Annotated in this window: 19 protein-coding genes and 1 pseudogene; 9 read left to right on the top strand and 11 right to left on the bottom strand. The window is 73.2% G+C overall.

Annotated elements, in window-relative coordinates; all coding sequences use genetic code 11:
• Positions 1–62 precede the first annotated feature (62 nt).
• Positions 63–959 (bottom strand): EamA family transporter RarD, encoded by an 897-nt coding sequence (gene rarD, locus HNR21_RS01410; protein ID WP_182708424.1) that lies wholly within the window; start codon positions 957–959, stop codon positions 63–65.
• Positions 960–1,074: 115 nt separating this feature from the next.
• Here rarD and msrA point away from each other — a divergent pair, with 115 nt between their 5' ends.
• From msrA to HNR21_RS01385, 5 genes and pseudogenes are all read left to right on the top strand, one after another.
• Positions 1,075–1,734, top strand: coding sequence for a peptide-methionine (S)-S-oxide reductase MsrA (gene msrA / locus HNR21_RS01405; RefSeq protein WP_182703706.1), 660 nt, complete (start codon positions 1,075–1,077; stop codon positions 1,732–1,734).
• 65 nt (positions 1,735–1,799) lie between these two features.
• Positions 1,800–2,150 carry a type II toxin-antitoxin system RelE/ParE family toxin gene (locus HNR21_RS01400; protein WP_182703705.1) on the top strand — a complete coding sequence of 117 codons (351 nt, stop codon included), beginning with the start codon at positions 1,800–1,802 and terminating at the stop codon, positions 2,148–2,150.
• A gap of 5 nt (positions 2,151–2,155) precedes the next feature.
• Positions 2,156–2,449, top strand: coding sequence for a helix-turn-helix domain-containing protein (locus tag HNR21_RS01395; RefSeq protein WP_119728291.1), 294 nt, complete (start codon positions 2,156–2,158; stop codon positions 2,447–2,449).
• Between the two features lie 17 nt (positions 2,450–2,466).
• A pseudogene (locus HNR21_RS01390) lies at positions 2,467–2,571 on the top strand (peptide-methionine (S)-S-oxide reductase MsrA); the annotation flags it as partial.
• A gap of 67 nt (positions 2,572–2,638) precedes the next feature.
• Positions 2,639–2,917, top strand: coding sequence for a hypothetical protein (locus HNR21_RS01385; RefSeq protein ID WP_220500000.1), 279 nt, complete (start codon positions 2,639–2,641; stop codon positions 2,915–2,917).
• 250 nt (positions 2,918–3,167) lie between these two features.
• Here the strand turns inward: HNR21_RS01385 and HNR21_RS01380 are convergent, their stop codons facing one another.
• Positions 3,168–3,554, bottom strand: coding sequence for an SSI family serine proteinase inhibitor (locus tag HNR21_RS01380; protein WP_182703703.1), 387 nt, complete (start codon positions 3,552–3,554; stop codon positions 3,168–3,170).
• Between the two features lie 432 nt (positions 3,555–3,986).
• Here HNR21_RS01380 and HNR21_RS01375 point away from each other — a divergent pair, with 432 nt between their 5' ends.
• Positions 3,987–4,628, top strand: a complete 642-nt coding sequence (locus tag HNR21_RS01375) for a TMEM175 family protein (protein ID WP_182703702.1) — start codon at positions 3,987–3,989, stop codon at positions 4,626–4,628.
• A 552-nt stretch (positions 4,629–5,180) separates the two neighbouring features.
• Here the strand turns inward: HNR21_RS01375 and HNR21_RS01370 are convergent.
• Entirely contained in the window at positions 5,181–5,762 is a 582-nt protein-coding gene (locus tag HNR21_RS01370; protein WP_182708423.1) for a TetR/AcrR family transcriptional regulator, read from the bottom strand.
• Between the two features lie 140 nt (positions 5,763–5,902).
• Between HNR21_RS01370 and HNR21_RS01365 the strand changes: the two genes are divergently transcribed.
• Positions 5,903–7,498: an MDR family MFS transporter gene (locus HNR21_RS01365; RefSeq protein WP_512700781.1), complete on the top strand. Its 1,596-nt coding sequence runs from the start codon at positions 5,903–5,905 to the stop codon at positions 7,496–7,498.
• A 209-nt stretch (positions 7,499–7,707) separates the two neighbouring features.
• Here the strand turns inward: HNR21_RS01365 and HNR21_RS01360 are convergent, their stop codons facing one another.
• The 3 genes from HNR21_RS01360 to HNR21_RS01350 form a co-directional block, all read right to left on the bottom strand.
• Complete coding sequence (locus tag HNR21_RS01360; protein WP_119728295.1) at positions 7,708–7,926, bottom strand: hypothetical protein; 219 nt, start codon at positions 7,924–7,926, stop codon at positions 7,708–7,710.
• 377 nt (positions 7,927–8,303) lie between these two features.
• Entirely contained in the window at positions 8,304–9,824 is a 1,521-nt protein-coding gene (locus HNR21_RS01355) for an MFS transporter (RefSeq protein WP_182703701.1), read from the bottom strand.
• Between the two features lie 48 nt (positions 9,825–9,872).
• Positions 9,873–10,505: a TetR/AcrR family transcriptional regulator gene (locus tag HNR21_RS01350; RefSeq protein WP_182703700.1), complete on the bottom strand. Its 633-nt coding sequence runs from the start codon at positions 10,503–10,505 to the stop codon at positions 9,873–9,875.
• 93 nt (positions 10,506–10,598) lie between these two features.
• On the opposite strand from HNR21_RS01350, the gene HNR21_RS01345 reads away from it, so the two are divergent.
• Complete coding sequence (locus HNR21_RS01345) at positions 10,599–11,210, top strand: NADPH-dependent FMN reductase (protein WP_182703699.1); 612 nt, start codon at positions 10,599–10,601, stop codon at positions 11,208–11,210.
• A gap of 7 nt (positions 11,211–11,217) precedes the next feature.
• Here HNR21_RS01345 and HNR21_RS01340 read toward each other — a convergent pair whose 3' ends face one another.
• From HNR21_RS01340 to HNR21_RS01330, 3 genes are all read right to left on the bottom strand, one after another.
• The gene (locus HNR21_RS01340) at positions 11,218–12,084 is read right to left on the bottom strand and encodes an ABC transporter permease (protein WP_182703698.1); all 867 of its coding nucleotides are present in this window, start codon (positions 12,082–12,084) and stop codon (positions 11,218–11,220) included.
• Complete coding sequence (locus HNR21_RS01335) at positions 12,081–14,555, bottom strand: alpha/beta fold hydrolase (protein WP_182703697.1); 2,475 nt, start codon at positions 14,553–14,555, stop codon at positions 12,081–12,083. The genes HNR21_RS01340 and HNR21_RS01335 overlap by 4 nt, the downstream gene beginning before the upstream one ends.
• Before the next feature lie 94 nt (positions 14,556–14,649).
• Entirely contained in the window at positions 14,650–15,243 is a 594-nt protein-coding gene (locus HNR21_RS01330; protein ID WP_182703696.1) for a TetR/AcrR family transcriptional regulator, read from the bottom strand.
• 71 nt (positions 15,244–15,314) lie between these two features.
• On the opposite strand from HNR21_RS01330, the gene HNR21_RS01325 reads away from it, so the two are divergent.
• Positions 15,315–16,925, top strand: a complete 1,611-nt coding sequence (locus HNR21_RS01325) for an MDR family MFS transporter (RefSeq protein ID WP_182703695.1) — start codon at positions 15,315–15,317, stop codon at positions 16,923–16,925.
• A gap of 34 nt (positions 16,926–16,959) precedes the next feature.
• Here the strand turns inward: HNR21_RS01325 and HNR21_RS01320 are convergent, their stop codons facing one another.
• A complete protein-coding gene (locus HNR21_RS01320; protein WP_182703694.1) occupies positions 16,960–17,712 on the bottom strand; it encodes a SecDF P1 head subdomain-containing protein in 753 nt (250 codons plus the stop codon).
• A gap of 68 nt (positions 17,713–17,780) precedes the next feature.
• Positions 17,781–18,467: a SecDF P1 head subdomain-containing protein gene (locus tag HNR21_RS01315; RefSeq protein WP_182703693.1), complete on the bottom strand. Its 687-nt coding sequence runs from the start codon at positions 18,465–18,467 to the stop codon at positions 17,781–17,783.
• Positions 18,468–18,568 lie beyond the last annotated feature (101 nt).

The following is an 18,568-nucleotide window of genomic DNA, read 5'->3' as shown; positions in this document are numbered from 1 at the left end:
TTCGTCGTCCGCCGCGCGGGAACGCAGCCGCATCGCGCCCGCGACGGCCCGCGCGAGGCGGGCTAGGCGGCCTCGGCGGCGGGGCGGGGGCCGGGGACGGGGGACCTCCTGGTACGGCGGGCCGCGCCCAGGCCGTCGGCGGTGAGGATCGCCAGGGCGGCCCAGACCAGCAGGAAGCCGATCCACCGGCTGGCGGGCATGGGCTCGTGCTGGATCAGCAGGCCGATCAGGAACTGCAGGACCGGCGCGAGGTACTGCAGCATCCCCAGCGCGGTCATCGGGATCCGGGTGGCGGCGGCGTTGAACAGCATCAGCGGGATCGCGGTGACGACCCCGCCGGTGGCCAGCAGCAGTGCGTTGACGACGCCCTCGTGGCCGAACGCCGCCGTGCCCCGGCCCTCCAGGACCAGCACGAACGTCAGGGCGGGCAGGAACAGCACGGCGGTCTCGGCGGCCAGGCTCTCCGCCGAGGGCATGTCGGCGAACTTCTTGACCAGTCCGTACGTGCCGAACGAGCAGGCCAGCACCAGCGCGATCCACGGCGGGCGGCCGTAGTCGACGGCCAGCACCAGCACCGCCGCCGCGCCCAGCCCGATCGCCGCCCACTGCCAGGGCCGCAGCCGTTCCCGGAAGACCAGCACTCCGAGCAGCACGCTGATCAGCGGGTTGATGAAGTAGCCGAGGGCCGCCTCGATGGTGTGGCCGGTGTTGACGGCGTAGATGTAGGTGCCCCAGTTGGCACTGATCACCACGGCGGCGAGGGTGAGCAGGGCGATCCGCCGCGGCGTCAGCTCCCGCACCCACCGCCAGTGGCGCCGCACGCCCAGGATGACGGCGACCGCCACCAGCGACCACATGATGCGGTGCGCCAGCACCTCGCCCGCCCCGGCGGGCTTCAGCAGCGGCCAGTAGAGGGGGAACAGCCCCCACAGTCCGTACGCCGCGGCCCCGGCCGCCATCCCACGCCGATCGATCACGGCGGCCAGGCTACCACCGGCGTAATGAGCATCAATTGGCGACGGTCATGTCAACGGTGGTCTGCGCTCCGGGCATGTCGCCGGATACCCTGCAAGTGTGTTCGGCTTCTTCAAGACCGAGATGGTCACCGCGGAGGCGGCCCTGCCCGGCCGCGACACCCCGATGCCCGTACCGCCCCGGCACGAGGTGCTGGGCACCCCGCTGACCCCGCCCTACCCGGAGGGCAGCGAGATCGCCGACTTCGCCCTCGGCTGTTTCTGGGGCGCCGAACGCAAGTTCTGGCAGACCCCGGGCGTCATCACCACCGCCGTCGGCTACCAGGGCGGCTACACGCCCAACCCCACCTACGAGGAGGTCTGCAGCGGCCGCACCGGCCACGCCGAGGCCGTCCGCGTCGTCTACGACCCCGCCCAGATCACCTACGAGCAGCTCCTGCGCGTCTTCTGGGAGGCCCACGACCCCACCCAGGGCATGCGCCAGGGCAACGACGTCGGCACCCAGTACCGCTCCGCCGTCTACACCCACGGCGACGCCCAGCAGAAGCTGGCCGAGGCCTCCCGCGACGCCTACCAGAAGGTCCTCACCGTCGCCGGCTACGGCGAGATCACCACCGAGATCACCCCCGCCGGCCCCTTCTACTTCGCCGAGCCCTACCACCAGCAGTACCTGTCCGACGCCAAGAACCCCAACGGCTACTGCGGCCTCGGCGGCACCGGCGTGACCTGCCCCGTGGGCATCGCCCCGGCCGACGGCTGACAACCGCTGCGGTTCGACCGGTGAAAGCCCGGTTGGCCCACTCCCCGCTCTATAGCATCGATGCTATGAGCTGGGGTACTGTGGAGCTTGAACCGGAGGTGCGGGAATGGCTGGAGCGCCTGCCGACCGCGCAGTTCGCCACTGCGGCGTTCTACATCGACCTGCTCGCCGATCAAGGGGTGCTGCTGGGGGAACCGTACACGCGGCAGCTCGACGGCAAGTTGCGGGAGCTGCGGTTCCATCTGGGCACCGAGGCCGTGCGCGTGACGTACTGGATAGCTCCGGGCAGACGGATCATCCTGCTCACGGTGTTCCACAAGACGCGCATGCGGGAAGATCGAGAGGTCGAGCGGGCTCGCCGAACGCTGCGGCTGTGCGTGGCTGAAGCGCATACGGTGGACGCGGAGGAGGAGTGAGGCCGATGGGTGAGCGGTCCGACTGGGGCGCGTTGCGGGAGCGCCGCATGGCTGAGCCTGGGGCTGCCGAGGCTTATGCGGCCACTCGGCTGGCCTACGAACTGGGGCGTACCGTCCGGGCCCTGCGTGAGGAGCGCGGTTGGAGCCAGAGCCGGCTGGCCGAGACGGCCGGGATGACACAGTCGGCCGTGGCCAGATTCGAGGCCGGCGGCACCGTCCCGACTCTGCCCGTTCTTGAGCGACTGGCCAAGGCTCTCGGCGCCGAGCTCGTCGTCCAGCTTCGTGCCCCGGCCGCATGAATCGGGTGAGCATGCTCAGTGAGCCCTACCGCCAGCAGTACCTCTCCGACGCCAAGAACCCCAACGGCTACTGCGGCACCGGCGTGACCTGCCCCGTGGGCATCGCGCCCGCCGATGGGTGACCCTGCCGTCGGTCTGAGGACCGTAGGGGGCTGGGTCTGGGAAGGGAACGTCCGGCCGTTCATGGAGATGCTCTCCGAGGTGGTCGGGTACGAGTTCGGCGACTCCGACTGGCTCGCCGTCTCCACGGCGTTGCCCGGCACCGATGATGAACGGGCCGAGGGCTGGTACTGCTATCCGCTGGTCGGCCGATCCGAGGTCCAGGTGAGGCTCGCCCAGGCGGTGGGCAGCGGCGTCGTGTCCGTCGAGATCGGCTATGCCGCTGACGATCGGCTTGTCGTGGCGGTGCCTCTCCTGCTGGACGTGTTCGCGCGCTATCGGGTGCTCCCTGAGGGCGGACGTCTGTGACTGCGGGCGGAATGCGCTGCGTCGTGGATGCGGACGGGCCGGTGGCTTTGGCGGGGAAGCCGGGTGAGTTCTGGATGTCGGGGAGCTGAGCGGGGAGTCTCCGGCGGGTCGTGGCGGCGGCGCGGTGCGCCGCCGCCTTGATTCTTGTGAGCTGGATTCGGTGGTGCTCGGGGTGTCGTCCGGTGAGTGCTCACGGTCTTCCGGCGGCCGTTCATGGCCGGGTGTGGACGGCCGCCGGGACCGGGGCGGCTCAGAAGCGGAAGACCGCGCCGGTGTGGGCGCGCAGCTCGCAGAGGTTGGAGTAGGTGCGGCTCCACCGCACGATCCGTCCGCGCCACAGCCCGACCGCCCGGCCCGTGGCGGGCCAGTACTCCCTCGTGCAGGCGGCGTTCGAACGCCCGCGGACGATCCGGCCCCCGGTGCGGGTCAGGTCGGCGCAGGCCGCGGCGGCGCGCGGGTGGGTGCCGCCGGCCGGGTCACAGGTCAGGACGACCATGCGGGCGCCGGTGGGCGCGGGTTCGGTGATGGTCAGCCGCAGCACCGTGTCGACGGCGGCGGCCGGTGCGGCCGGTAAGGCCGACAGCAGGGATGCGGTCAGCGCCGCACCGGTGAGGAGACGAACGGTGAGAGTGGACATATGACGCTCCTAGCATGAGTAACCGATCTGCTCCGGATGGTCGGACGGCCGGCGTCAGGGCGGCCCGGCAGGTGCGATGATCACGATTTCTCCCGAGTCCTGATGCGGATCCCACATCCCACAGATGACCCCCTGTGTCCCATCGGCAACTCTGTATCGCTGATCGGGTTGGAAGATCCTCCGATGCGCCGCCCGGCGTCCTTTGGGGCGATGTTCACCGCGTTCGCGTGGCCGAGTGCCCGGGAGACGGTGAAACACGGGGAACGGAGTGGTCATCCGCCGACTCTGGGCGCCTTCGCGCGTCGCCGGATGCCGCTCCGGGACGGGGGCGGGCCTGTGCTTGATCGCTGGGGCACCAGGGACGGTCCTGGTGGGGCTAAAGGCGGGGTGCGGCCGGGGGCTCGGAAGGAGCGGGGTGCCTAGGTTGGCGGTATGGCGTCGGAGGAGGGGCCGGAGCGGTCGATGATCGGGGTCGAGCGGTTACGGGGGTTCGCGGATGCGGTGATCGCGATCGCGATCACCTTGCTGGCATTGACCATCGAGGTGGAGCCGCATCTGTCCGAGGCGGAGCTGACGGCGCGGTTGCGGGAGACGTCCGGGGACGTGGCGGCGTACGCGCTGAGCTTCGCGGTGATCGGGTTGTTCTGGCTGGGGCACCACGGGTTGTTCGGCCTGGTGGCGCGGGTGGACGGGCTGATGGTGGGGCTGGAGCTGGCGCTGCTGGCGGTGCTCGCGCTGATGCCGTTCCCGACCCGGTTGATCAGCGAGTACGGGGACCTGCCGATCGCGGTGGCGGTGTACGCGGGGACGATCGCGCTGGCGGGGGCGTTGATGACGGCCATGGCGGTGCGGCTGCGGCGGCCCGGCGGGTTGCGGGCGCCGGACGCGCCGCAGCGCCGGGTGCGCCAGGAGATCGTCGAGAACGCGACCCTGACCGTGGTGTTCGCGGCCACGATCCCGATCGCGTTCGTGTCGACGACGGCGGCCACCGCCCTGTGGCTGCTGCTGTTCCTGCCGGGCATCGTCCGCGGGCTGCGGCCCCTCCTGGGGCGCCGCGGCGGTGAACGCTTCTAGGCGTTCCAGGCGACCTCGGCGGGGGAGGAGATCGTCGGGCAGCGGCATGCCGTCTGATCGTTCCCTATGCGCCCGGGAGCGGGGAACGCCCCACGAGCGCCGGCGGCGGGAGACGGCCGTCACGGTGTCGCCGGGTTGTCAAGCCGACCAGTTACGGGCGGCCGGAAATCGTTCGGGCGCATTGTGGGAAAACGGGCCGTGGGCGCCGGCGGATCGGTCGCCGGAGCCGTTCGTGGAAATCCTGACGCAAGGGAGCGGGGCAGGACGTCATTGGCCTGTCCCGGGTCGGTCCGCCGGACGTCGGCGCAGGCGAGCGCGGCGACGGCGGGTGTCGTGAGGAACGGACTGTCTTTACCGCGGAGTGCGGGGGACCCGGTCAATGGGTCAGGAGGTACGCGATCACCAGCGCGATAACAAGTTCCGCCATGTCTTCAGAATAGGTCGAAAGTACCCCACGAAAGGACATCTCAAGGGTGACAACGACCTGACTCTGCGGCGGGTGCAACTTTCAATGCCGCATTCACCCGGCATCGCGGGCGCCCGGCGGAGGGGTCAGCGGAACGGGCGGGCGTACTCGGCCAGCACCTCGTGGACGATCTCGTTCAGCGGGCGGGAGGGGTCCTCGGTCCAGATGACGGTGGCGATGCGCAGACAGGTGAGGAAGGCGGCGGCCATGACGCGGGGGCGGGGGGAGGCCGCGGGGATCTCCTCGCGTTCGGCGATCAGGCCGGTCAGCCGTTGTTCCATGGTGGAGTAGTGGGCCATCTGGCGGGCCGCCAGCGAGGGGTGCTTCTTGGCCAGCCGGGCGCGGGCCGCCCACTCCGGGTCGGGACGGCGGCCGAGCCGCTCGTACTGGGCGTCGAACGCGGCGCGCAGCGCGGCCCAGGAGGGCTCCTCGGGCGGGCGGGCGGCGAACTCGTCCATCAGCTCGCTCATCCGCCGCTCGTCGCCGTACAGGACGGCGTCCTCCTTGCCGGCGAAGTAGTTGGAGAACGTGCGGCGCGACACCCCGGCCACGTCCGCGATGGCCTCCACGGTGACCTGGTCGAGGCCGTGCTCGACGGCCAGCCGCAGGGCGGCCTCGTGGATGGCCTGGCGGGTGGCCTCCTTCTTGCGCTCGCGCAGTCCCGGCATCGTCTCCACGTCGTTCACCCTACCGGCCCGGGAGTAAACTTGCGCGGTGGGTAAATTTTCCCACTGGGAATAGATTCACCGGTGCCGGACGTTCCACCCCGCGTCCGCCGGTTCCGTGCCCTGAACCCTGGAGGCAGTACTTGAGCTCACAACCGTCCGCAGCCCCGCCGATGAGCCGCCGGGAGACGCTCGAGGCGCTCAGCGGCCTGATGCTGGTGCTGTTCGTCGCCATGCTCAGCGGGACCGTGGTGGGCACCGCGCTGCCGCAGATCATCGGTGCGCTGCACGGCACCCAGTCGCAGTACACCTGGGTGGTGACGGCGACCCTGCTCACCTCCACCGCCAGCACCCCGATCTGGGGCAAGCTCGCCGACCTGTACGACAAGAAGCGGCTGCTGCAGGCCGCCATCGGGATCTTCGCGCTCGGCTCGCTGATCTCCGGATTCGCCCAGAACACCGAGCAGCTCATCGCGGCCCGGGCGTTCCAGGGGCTGGGCGTGGGCGCGCTGCAGATCCTGGTGCAGATCGTGATCGGCGTGATGGTCTCCCCGCGCGAGCGCGGCAGGTACTTCGGCTACATCGGCGCGGTCATGGCCGTGGCCACCGTCGGCGGCCCGCTGCTCGGCGGGCTCATCGTGGACGTCTCCTGGCTGGGCTGGCGCTGGTGCTTCTTCATCGGCGTGCCCATCGCGGTGGTCGCGTTCGCGCTGCTGAGCAAGACCCTGCACGTGCCGCACATCCGCCGGGCGAACGTGCGGATCGACTACCTGGGCGCCACCCTCATCGCCGCCGGCGTCAGCGTGCTGCTGATCTGGGTCACCTTCGTGGGCGACTCGTTCGCCTGGACGTCGTGGCAGACCGGTGCGATGGTGGGCGGCGGGCTGGTGCTGCTGGCGCTGGCCGTGCGGGTCGAGTCCCGCGCGGCCGAGCCCGTGGTGCCGCTGCCGATCGTGGTGCGCCGCAACACCGCCCTGGCCATCGTCGCCAGCCTGGCGGTCGGCTCGGCCATGTTCGGCGGCGCGGTGTTCCTCGGCCAGTACTTCCAGATCGGGCGCGGCTACAGCCCCACCGAGGCGGGCCTGCTCACCATCCCGATGATGGTCGGCGTGCTGGGCTCGGCGACCGTCGTGGGCCGGCTGACCTCGCGGACCGGCAGGCCCAAGGCGTTCGTGGTGGGCGGCACGTTCGTGCTCACCGGCGGGTTCGCGGTGCTGTCGACCATCGACCACGAGACCCACCTGGGGATCCTGTCCCTCGGCATGCTGCTGATCGGCGTCGGCGTCGGCGCCTCGATGCAGAACCTGGTGCTGATCGTGCAGAACTCGGTCGCCCTCCGGGAACTGGGCGCCGCCAGCGGCACGATCACCTTCTTCCGCTCCCTGGGCGGAGCGATCGGCGTGTCGGTGCTGGGCGCGATCCTGGCGAACGAGGTGAAGGACATCATCACCGAGAGGCTGGCCGCCATGGGCGTCCGCGGCGGCTCCGGCCAGGCCGCCGGCACCCTGGACCTGTCCTCGCTGCCCGCCCCCGTCGTGGAGATCGTCCGTGCCGCCTACGGGGACGCGACCGGCCACATCTTCCTGGTCTCCGTCGGCCTGGGCGTGGTCGCCATCCTGGCCTCCCTGGCCATCAAGCCGGTCACCCTGCGCGACACCCTCGACCTGGTGAAGCCCCCCGCCGGAGCCCCGGACGCCGACACCGTCCCGCAGACCGCGGAACCGGCCCCCAAGGTCTGACCTCCCCGGCACCGCGAAGGGCCGGCACCCCTCCCGGGTGCCGGCCCTTCCACGTCACCAACGCCGTCGCGGCGAAGATCGCCGACCCACGTCGCCCCGGTCCGTTGCGAACGTCGCCGAGGCCGAAGGCCGTCGACGCGGGGCCGTGCCCGGCCGTGCCGGATGCGGACGGATCGGGTGGTGTCGGCGGGACGCCGCCGTGCGGCGGGTCAGCTCGTGTCGACGGAACGTTGCTGGCCGGGGTAGCCGGGGCGCTGGTCGGGGAGCCCGGCCATCTCGTCGGAGAGGGCGGCGCCGACCTCCGGCTCGTCCGGAGGGTCGGGCGCCGGGGCCGGGTCGGGATGCGGGTCGGGTTCCTTGTCGATGGGCGGGCCGGCGTTCACGCCCTGGCTCTCGACGAGGTCGTCGGGGGTCTCGTTGTGCTTCACCCCGGATGCGGTACCCCGGGCCGGGGAGGGGATGCGCGGAAAGCGGCGAGGCCGCGGGCGGGGCGCCCGGCAGGCGCCGCCCGCGGCCTCGAAGCCGGTGGGTCGGGGATCAGTACGGCAGGATCCGCCCGGATGGCGTCCGGAGGTCCGTCGGGGTCGGTTGACGTGGGGGCCTGGGGCGTTTGACGAGTTGCTGCCGTGCCATGGTGATCATCTCCCCCTCTCGGCGACGGTTAATCGCCGATCGAGCCGATCAGTTCTGACCATGCGGGACGCGGGGCGCAGCCCTATGAGTCGGCGAGCTTATGCGACCCCGTGCACCGGATCGACCGGTTTTCGGTGCCGGACGCCGTGTCCGCGGGGGAGCCGGACCCCTCTCAGGCCGCCTGCGAACGGGCCTTGCGCCGTTCCTGCGGGGAGGACGTTTTCTCAGGTGAACGACGGTCCGGAGCGAGCAGTGCCCAGACCGCGAGGGCGACCGCCGCACAGCCGGCCGCGACGGTCCACGACATGACGTGCCAGACCTCGCTGAAGAGCGCGGCCTCGCTGGAGAGCGCGGCGTCGGTCCGGTGTCCGGATCCGGACAGGTCGCCGGCGGTGATCCGGGCGGCCGTCGCCGCGTCCCCGACGCGGGCCGCCAGCAGCAGGGTCAGCGAGGTCCCGAACACGGTGGTGGCGAGGGTGCCCGCGCCCGCGCGGGCGGTGTTGAGCAGGCCCGCGGCCATGCCCAGCCGGTCGGCCGGGACCCGGTCCATGGCCTGGGCGTCGGCGGTGCCCATCGCCAGGCCCATCCCGGTGCCGATGGTCGCCAGCGGGCCCAGCAGCGCGAGCGTTCCGATGCCGGGCTCCAGCACGGTCAGCCAGGCGTGCCCGGCGGCGATCAGCAGCAGCGCCCCGGCGATCAGCACCCGCCCGGGCAGCCCCCGGTTCACCAGCCTGGCCCCGGCCTGGGGGAACAGCAGCACCGGAACGGTCATCAGCAGCATCGTCAGGCCCGCCTGCCCGGCCGAGGCGCCGGTCACGCCCTGCAGGTAGGTGGGCAGGAACGCCATCACACCCGCCGGTCCGGCCGCGACGAACGCGCAGCCCAGGACCCAGCCCACGAACCGCCGGTCGCCCAGCAGCCCCAGTTCCAGCACGGGCCGTGCGCTGCGCCGTTCGACCAGCACGAACACCGCCAGCGCGACCGCCCCGGCGCCCACCGGGACGAGCACCGCCGGGCTGCCCCAGCCGTGCCGCGACGCCTGGTTGACGCCGAACATCACCCCGGCCGAGGCCGCGACGAAGGCGATCCCGCCCGCCAGGTCGATCCGCCCGGGTCCGGCGGCCGGCCGTGTCCGCGGCATGACCAGCGTTCCCGCCCAGACCAGCGCCCCGGCGGCGGCGAAGCAGGCGAACGTGGCGCGCCAGCCCACCGTCCCGACCAGCCATCCGGCCAGCGCGGGACCGATCGCCAGGCCGACCCCCGAGGCGGTGCCCATCGCGGCGAACGCCCGGTTGCGCGCCGCCCCGGTGAACGTGGCGCCGAGGATCGCGCCGCCCACGGCCATCACCCCGGCCGCGCCGACGCCCGACAGCGTGCGGGCGACGTCCAGCACCCAGATGTCCCGGGCCAGCGCACCGGCCAGCGCCCCCGCGGTGTAGAGGGCGGCGCCCAGGGCGAACACCCGGCGGCGTCCGAGCACGTCGCCGAGCGAGCCCACGACCAGCATCAGCGACGAGGCCGCCAGGAAGTACCCCACCACCACCCACTGCAGCGCCGCCCCGGAGGCGTCCAGGTCGGCCCCGATGCGCGGCAGCGCCACCGTGGTCCCCGACATCAGCATCGGCAGCGTGAGGAAGCCCAGCAGCACCGCCGCCAGCGTCATTCCGGGACGCGAAACGTCGTCTTCGGCCATACCGGCCAAAGTACAACGCTCACTGCAACAAGTAAAACGATCCTTGCACTATCGGGGTGCGTGCCCGTACAGGAACGTCCGGACCCCCGCGGTGACCATCTCCTCGATCTCCCGCTCGGTCAGCGGGACGAAGCGCAGCGACGGGTTGTCGATCCCGATCAGCAGCATCAGGTGGAGGGCGGAGCGGTCGGGGTCCGTGACGCGCAGCAGCCCCCGGTCGGCCATCCGGCGCAGCCGCTCGGCCAGTTCGGCGCGCACCCGCAGCGGGCCGGTCCGCTGCCAGGCCTCCAGCGCCGAGGGCGGGATGTGCCCGGCCTCGGCGTTGACCTGCTGGACCAGGGCGAAGTGGGCGGCCTCCTCGGCGGTCGTGGAGGACGCCCACGCGCGGCCGAACTCCACCAGGTCGGCCTCCAGGTCCACGATCTTGTCCAGATGCCGCTCGATGACCGCGATGTGCTGGGCGGCGATCCGGGCGGCGCTCTCCTGGATGACGGTCTCGAACAGCCGCGCCTTGTCGGCGAAGTGGTTGTAGATGGTGCGGGTGGACACCCCGGCCTCGGCGGAGATCGCGTCGATGCTGGCCCGGGTGTAGCCGTCGCGGGCGAACACGGTCAGCGCCCCCTCCAGGATCGCGCGGCGCTTGTCGGCCCGGGGTCCGCCCCGGGTGGTCTGCCGGGTCATCGCGACCTCCTTTGCAGTCATCGTTTTACTTGTTGCCATGCACGTTGTACTTTACTTCGTGATCGACCGCCGTAGCGTAACGAAGGAGCAGGCATGATCAGGGTCGGTGTCATTCTGGGCAGCACCCGTCCCAACCGCCGTGGCGAGCAGGTGCTGCGCTGGGTCACCGAGGTCGCCGCCCGGCATCCCGCCGTCGCCGCGGGCGAGGTCGCGATCGAGCCCGTCGACCTCGCCGACCAGGGGCTCCCGCTGCTGGACGAGCCCGCGCCCCCGATGGCCGGCGGCTACCGCCGCCCGCACACCCTGCGGTGGGCGGAGACGATCGACGCGCTCGACGGGTTCGTCTTCGTCACCCCCGAGTACAACCACTCCGTCCCCGGCGCGCTCAAGAACGCCGTCGACTTCCTGTACGCCGAGTGGAACCACAAGGCCGCCGGATTCGTCAGCTACGGCCCCACCGGGGCGATCCGCGCCGTCGAGCACCTGCGGCTGATCCTCGCCGAGGTCAAGGTCGCCGGCGTGCGCGACCAGGTCGCCCTGTCGATGTTCAACGAGTGGGAGTGGACCGACCCCGCCGACCCCGCCCACCCCGGCCGGATCGCGCCCGGCGAGCACCAGGAGCCGACGCTGACGCGGATGCTCGACGACGTCATCGCCTGGTCCCGCGCCCTCAGGCCGCTCCGCCAGGCCCCGGTCTCGGCCTGAACGGCCGTCAGGACACCACGTCCTTGCCCCGGAACCGGCGGAACGCCAGGGCCAGCAGGACCACCGAGTACGACACCGAGACCGCCGTCCCCTTGGCCATGCCCGCCCACTGGACGTCCGCCTGGAGCGCGTCCATCCAGGCGTACGACCAGTGGGTGGGCAGGAAGTCCCGGGCGGAGCCCAGCGCGGTGACCGCGTCCAGGATGTTGCTCACGATCACCAGGCCCACCGCCCCGCCCACGGCCCCCAGCGGCGAGTCCGTGGTCACCGACAGGCAGAACGCCAGCGCCGCCACCACCAGTTGGGCGACCAGCGCGTACCCGACGACGATCGCCATCCGGCCGAGCGCCGCGTCCACCGGGACGGTGCCGCCGGTGGGCAGCACCACGTCGTTCCAGCCGAACGCCACCGTGCCCGCGACCAGCGCCATCGCCGGCAGGCAGAGCACCGCCAGGGTCGCGTACCCCAGCGCCACGACCAGCTTGATCCGCAGCAGCCGCCCGCGCGGCACCGGCGCGGCCAGCAGGTAGCGCAGCGACGACCAGCCCGCCTCGGCGGCGACCGTGTCGCCGCAGAACAGCGCCACCGCCACCACCAGCAGGAACCCCGCCGACACGAACAGCGTGAACAGCGCGAAGTTCAGCGCCCCCGAGGTCGCCACGTCCACCAGGCTCGGCGCCTGGTCCGGCCCCGGATCGCCGCCGATCCGGAACGCCGCCACCAGCACCCACGGCAGCACCAGCAGGATCGCGAACGCCACCAGCGTGCGCCGCCGCCGCAACTGCCGGACCGCCTCCACCCGCGGCGGCAGCGTCCGCCGCACCGCATAGCCGCCGGTCCGGGCGGCCGACGGGCTCTCGGTCGTGGTGCTCATCCGGAGCCCTCCCCGATGATCTCCAGGAACGCGTCCTCCAGCCGGCGCCCGGAGCCGACGATCTCGGCCACCGGACCGGCCGCCACCCGCCGGCCGCGCGACATCACCACCGCGTGCGTGCAGGTCTGTTCCACCTCGGCGAGCAGATGGCTGGACACGATCACCGTCCGGCCGGTGGCCGCGTACCGCACCAGGACCTCGCGCATCTCCCGGATCTGCGGCGGGTCCAGCCCGTTCGTCGGCTCGTCCAGCACCAGCAGGTCCGGCAGCCCCAGCATGGCCTGCGCGATCGCCAGCCGCTGCCGCATGCCCTGCGAGTAGGTGCGCACCGGCCGGTCCAGCGCGGCCCCCAGGCCGGCGATGGCCAGCGCCTCGTCCATGTGCGCGTCGGCGGCGGGACGGCCGGTCGCCCGCCAGTACAGGTCCAGGTTGGCGCGCCCGGTCAGGTGCGGCAGGAACCCCGGCCCCTCCACGAACGAGCCCAGCCGCGACAGCACCGGCGCACCCGGCGTCACCCGGTCGCCGAAGATCCGGATCTGCCCGGCGTCCGGATGGACCAGCCCCATCAGCATCCGCAGCGTCGTGGTCTTGCCCGCGCCGTTCGGCCCCAGCAGGCCCAGCACCTGCCCCTGCTCGACCCGCAGCGACAGGTCGTCGACGGCCAGGTGCCCGTTCGGATACCTCTTGGTCAGCCCGGTGATCTGCAGCGGAACGTCCGCCAGCGCCGGGTCGTGGTCCGGGCCCCGGCCGCGCCGCCACGGCACACCGATCCCCGCCGCCAGCGCCAGCGCCGCCAGCGGCAGCCCCCACACCCAGGCGGGCAGCGGCGCGGCGGCCGTCCGCAGCGCCGGAACGGCCGGAACGGTCAGCCCCGACACCGCCGAGACCCGGAACGTCGCGGGCTCGGCCGGGGTCGCGAACCCCAGGTCGGTCGTGCTCAGCACCAGCCGCAGCCGGTGCCCCCGGTCGAACCCGCGGTCCATCGGCGGCAGCGTGACCGTCACCTCGCGGTCCCGCTCGTCCCCGCTCACCCGCAGCGGCGCGGCCAGCCGCCGGGCCGGGGTCGCCCGCCCGTCCGGCGCGACGTCGTACAGCTTGGCGAACAGGGTCGCGTCGCGGTCCGCCCGCACCCGGATCCGCACCGTGGCCGCGCCGGTGAGCCGCAGCGACCGGTCCAGCGGCCGGGAGTCGAACGCGGCGATCTGGCCGGGCATGTCGGAGACCGGCAGCCCGCCGCCCGCCGCGCCGAGGGCGTCCAGCGCGCCCAGCCCGGGCAGCGCCGAGATCGACGGGGGACTGCCGCCCGCCGGGTTGAAGATCGTCTGCTCCGGGCCGGTGAGCGGGACCTCCCGTCTGGCCGCGCCGCCGAGGCCCGGATACCGGCTCGCGGTGGCGGACTCCACCACGACCTCCTGGGTCGAGGAGTCGATGCCGCCGTTCCTCGACACCGCGAACGCCGGGATCCCGGCCGATCCGTCCCCGCGGAGATACCGGTCGAACCAGCCGCGCACCAGCCCGCGGACCCGTTCGGTCTCCGGATCGCCGCCGTCGTGCCCGCCCTGGATCCACGCCACCGCCACCGGCGTCCCGTTGCGGGCGATGGCGCGGGCGTTGGCGTCCGCGTGGTCCAGCGGGAACAGCGAGTCGGACTGGCCCTGCACCAGCAGGGTCGGCGCCTTGATCCGGGCCGCGTACGCCGCCGGGCTGGAGCGGCGCAGCGTCTCGATCGCCTCCGGGGTGGGCCGGCCGGACTCGGCGACCTCCTGGTACATCGCGCAGAGCTCGGCCCGGAACCGTCCACAGGGTGTGGACGAGCCGACGCCGCCCGAGGTGAAGAAGATCCCGGCCCACAGCCTCTTGAACACCCCGTCCTGCGGCCCCGAGCCGGTCGCGTCAGGGAACAGCGCGTCCGCCAGGTCGTGCCAGGTGAGCTGCGGGGCGACGGCGTCCACCCGGGGATCGTGCGCGGCGGCCAGCAGCGCCAGCGCACCCCCGTACGACTCGCCCGCGATCCCCACCCGGGGGTCCCCGGCCCGGTCCTTGACCACCTCGGGACGCCGGGCCAGCCAGTCGACCAACTGCCGGGCGTCCTGGACCTCGTGGTCGGGGGAGTTCAGCGCGATCTCCCCGGTCGAGCGGCCGAAGCCCCGGGCCGACCAGGTCAGCACCGCGTACCCGGCGCGGGCCAGTTCCTCGGCCTCCTCGCGGTTGTCGGCCTTCGACCCGCCGAACCCGTGCGCCAGCAGCACCGCCGGCCCGCTGTCCCGTCCGGCCGGTGCGAAGAAGGTGGCGTCCAGCGTGACCCGTCCGCCGTCGCCGGGACCGGCCACCACCTGGATGCGGTGCTCCTCGGCGCGGACCGCCGCGGGGCCGTCCGCCGCCGCCCACGCCAGCCCGCCGCCTCCCGCCAGCACCCCGGCCACGGCGGCGACGACCGCCCACCTGCGCCGGAGCACGCCCCCAAGATCCATGACCCCGACTCTATGCACGCCGGGTGAACGCCGGACTCCGCCCACGGGCCGGAACCCCTACGACTTCGGGATGAGCGAACGTCCGAGACGGCGGTCAGGGGGCGAGGGCGGCGGTGAACATGGCGGTGAGGCGGTCGGTGAGGGCCTGCGGGTCGGCCTCGCGCAGTTCCGACAGGCCGAGGACGCGGCGGACCGAGCCGCTGCCCATGAGGATCGCGGCGGCGGCGGTGGCGCGCAGCCGGGCGTCCGGGCCGTCCAGCAGCGCCGCCAGCGGCTCGACCAGGGCCTGCTCCATGTGCCGGCGGATGATCGGCTGGATCTCCGGGTTGCCCATCGAGCGGTCCAGGATGCGCAGCAGCGGGTTGGTGCGCGCGCCGTGGATCTGCCGCACCACGTGCTCGGCCAGCCGGCGGGGCAGTTCCTCGGGCCGCGGCGGCGGCTCGCCGGGGCCGCCGAAGATCCGGCGCAGCGCCGACTCGCCCGCCAGCACCTCGCCGAACAGCGCGGCCTTGGACCCGAAGTACCGGTTGACCAGCGCGACGTTGGCCTCCGCCCGGGCGGCGATCACCCGTACCGGCACATGGTCGTAGCCGTGCTCGGCGAACAGGTCGCGCGCCGCCTCCAGCAGCCGCCGCCGGGTCGCCTCCCGGTCGCGCTTGGGCCTGTCCGCGGTCCGCTCCAGTCGCATCGCATCAGTATGCGTCCCTTGACAAGTAAACGCACGTATACATACTCGAGGGAGAGCGTGGACGAGGGGGCATGGTGGGGTTGAGCACGACGGACGACCGGACCGGGCCCGCTCCGGCACAGTGGCGGCCCTACACCCACCGGCAGGTCCTGCAGGTCCTCGGCGGCCTGGTCACCGCCACGCTGACCGCGATGATCTCCACCTCGATCGTCTCCACCGCGCTGCCCACGATCATGGGCGACATCGGCGGCCAGGAGCGGCTCGCCTGGGTGGCCAGCGCCCCGCTGCTGGCGATGACCGCCGCCGCCCCGCTGTGGGGCAAGGTGTCGGACCTGTTCGGGCGCAAGCGGATGTTCCAGACCGCGCTGGTGATCTACGCGCTCGCCTCGGTGGTCGCCGGGCTGTCGCAGAACGTCGGCATGCTCATCGCCGCCCGCGCCCTGCAGGGCCTGGGCGCGGGCGGGGTGATGTCGCTGACCCAGGTGGTCCTCGGCGACATCGTCGAACCCCGCGAGCGCGGCCGGTACGCCGGTTACCTGGGGGCCGCGTTCGGCGTCGCCACCGTGACCGGGCCGCTGGTCGGCGGGCTGCTGGTGGACGCCCCCGGGCTGGGCTGGCGCTCGTGCTTCCTGGTGCCGGTGCCGCTGGCGGTCGGCTCGTTCATCGTGATCCAGAAGGTGCTGCGGCTGCCGCCCGCGGACCGGACCCGGAGGCCCCGGATCGACTGGCTCGGCGCGGTCGCCATCGCCGGCGGCGCCAGCACGGTCATGGTGGTGCTGTCGCTGGGCGGCAGGTCGTTCCCCTGGAACTCCGGCTGGACCTACGGGCTGACCGCGCTGAGCCTGGCGCTGCTGGCGGCGGCGGTCGTCGCCGAACGCCGCGCCCCCGAGCCGATCCTGCCGCCCCGGCTGTTCCGCGACCGCACGTTCGTGCTCACCGCCGCCGTCTCGCTGCTGATCGGCATGGTGATGTTCGGGGTGATGATCTTCCTGCCGCAGTACCTGCAGGTGGTGCGGGGGATGAGCCCCACCGCCTCCGGGCTGATGACGCTGCCGCTGGTGGGCGGGATGCTGGTGGCCTCCACCGTCTCCGGGCAGCTGACCACCCGCACCGGCCGGTACAAGATCTTCCCGGTGTCCGGGCTGGTGCTGCTGACCTGCGGCGTGCTGCTGCTGTCCGGGCTGCACACCGACTCCCCGCTGGCGGTGATCGGCGCCGACTGCGCGATCGCCGGGATCGGGCTGGGCCTGACCATGCAGACCCTGATCCTGGCCGCGCAGAACGCCGTGCCGCGCGCCGACCTGGCCGCCGCCACCACGGGCGTCACGTTCTTCCGCAGCCTGGGCAGCGCGGTCGGGGTGGCGGCGTTCGGCGCGATCCTGACCGCCCGGCTCACCTCCGGGCTGGCCGACCGGCTGCGCGCCGCCCATCTGCCGGTCCCCGCCGACGCCGGCACCGGGCTGGGCACTCCCGCCGAGATCCGCGCCCTGCCGGAGCCCTACCTGGGGTTCCTGCTGGACTCCTACACCGAGGGCCTGCGGACGGTGTACCTGGTGGGCGTTCCGCTGGCGGCGCTCGCCCTGCTGGCGGTGCTGGCGCTGCGGGAGCTCCCGCTGCGCACCTCCGCGCCCGCCGAGCCGCCCGCCGTCGAGCCGGTCGAGCCGACCACGCCCGCCCGCTGAACCCGTTCCGTCCGGGGCGACCCCCGGACGCCCGTCACGGTCCCCGCAGCGTGCGGACCAGCCGTTCGGCGTCGGCCCGGCTGAACCGCCCGGTCACCACGACCTTCCCGTCGGTGATCGGCATGTCCACCCGCGGCGCCGTGATCAGCTGGTCGCGCACCACGAACGCCACCGTCCGGCCCGCGGTCGCCCGGGTCAGCTCGGCGAACGCCCGCCGGTCCGCGCCGGCCAGCTCGATCGCCACGTCATGGGTGCCCGGCGTCCGTCCCTGCTGCACCCGGATGCCGGTGACCTCGCGGATCGCGATGCCGCTGGTGAGCTGGTAGCAGGCCGGGCCGGACACGGTCTGCCCGGTGATGCCCTGCGTCCCGGCCGGGCACGCCCCCGACACCACCCGGATCACCGGGTACACGTGCAGCGGCGCCGCCAGCGGGGTCGGCTCCTCCTCCTGCGCGGTGGCCAGCAGGGTGCCGGTCACCGCGACCGCCGCGATCAGCACCCCGATGACGATCACCAGTGCCAGCAGCGCCGACCGCGACCGCACCGGCCGGTCGCGGCGCCGCCGCCGTCCCGCCCGGGCCCTGCGCCGCTCCTGCATCCGCGCCAGCGCCTCGGCCCGCCGCGCCCGCTCCGCGGCCCGCGGATCCGCGGGCGCCGCCCGCCCGGCGTCCGCCCCCGGCCGCCCGGCCGCCGTCCGCCCGGCGTCCGGATCCGGTTTCCCGGGCGCCGCCGGCGACTGTGGACGGCCGGACGCGTCGGCCTTCTTCCGGCGCGGTACCACCCGCATGATCACCTCCCCGCCTCCATAGTCCGCAAGTGTCGCAGCGGCGTCCGGCGACCGCCACCGTCCGCCGTTCAGCCCGCTCCGAGGATCCGCCGCACCAGTTCCTCGGCCTGCGCCCGGGACTTGACGGTGATCTCGACCTCCCCGCCGGTGATGGCCGACATGACCTGGGGCGCGGAGATCACCCTGCCGTCGGCCACGATCGCCAGCAGCGGCGCGGTGGTGTGCGCGGCGTCGGCGAGTTCGCGGGTCAGGTCACCGAAGGCGCGGGCGTCCGCCGGCTCCAGTGAGAACTGGACCCGCCAGTCGGGAAGCTCCGCGGTGGGGTGCACGGCGGCGATGCGCTTGAGCCGGGTGACGGTCATCCCGTCCCCCAGGCGGTAGCAGGTCACCCCGTCCAGCGCGAGCATGTCCCCGTTCCGGCAGGTGCCCTGGAGCGGGTACTGCTCCTGTACCCGCAGGAACCGGACGGGCGAGGCGAGCGCGCCGGACCCCTGAACGGGAGCGGGATCCTCCTCCTCGCCGCCGCACGCCCGCATCTCCTGCACCCCCAGGAACCGGACGGAAGCGGCGTTCTCCTCCCCGCCGCCGCACGCTCGGATCAGCACGAGGGCCGCCACGACGACCAGCACCACCGCGAGCGCGGCGCCCACCACGACCACGACGAGGATCGGCCCTCGCCTCCTGGCGGGCGGGGGGAATCCGGTGTGCTGCGGCGGCCCTGACCCGTACGGACCGGGACCGGGAGGAACGACCATCGGAACCCCTTCAACGCATGATCGGCTCCGAGTCTCCCAGTGCCGCCGGGATGCCGCCAGGGCCCCGGGGCGCATGGCCGAAAGCGGAAGGCCCCGGCGTC

Source organism: Thermomonospora cellulosilytica, from assembly GCF_014138835.1.
Classification (GTDB): Bacteria; Actinomycetota; Actinomycetes; order Streptosporangiales; family Streptosporangiaceae; genus Thermomonospora; species Thermomonospora amylolytica.
The sequence above is the reverse complement of the archived record's forward strand: the minus strand, read 5'-3'. Positions and strand labels throughout refer to the sequence as shown.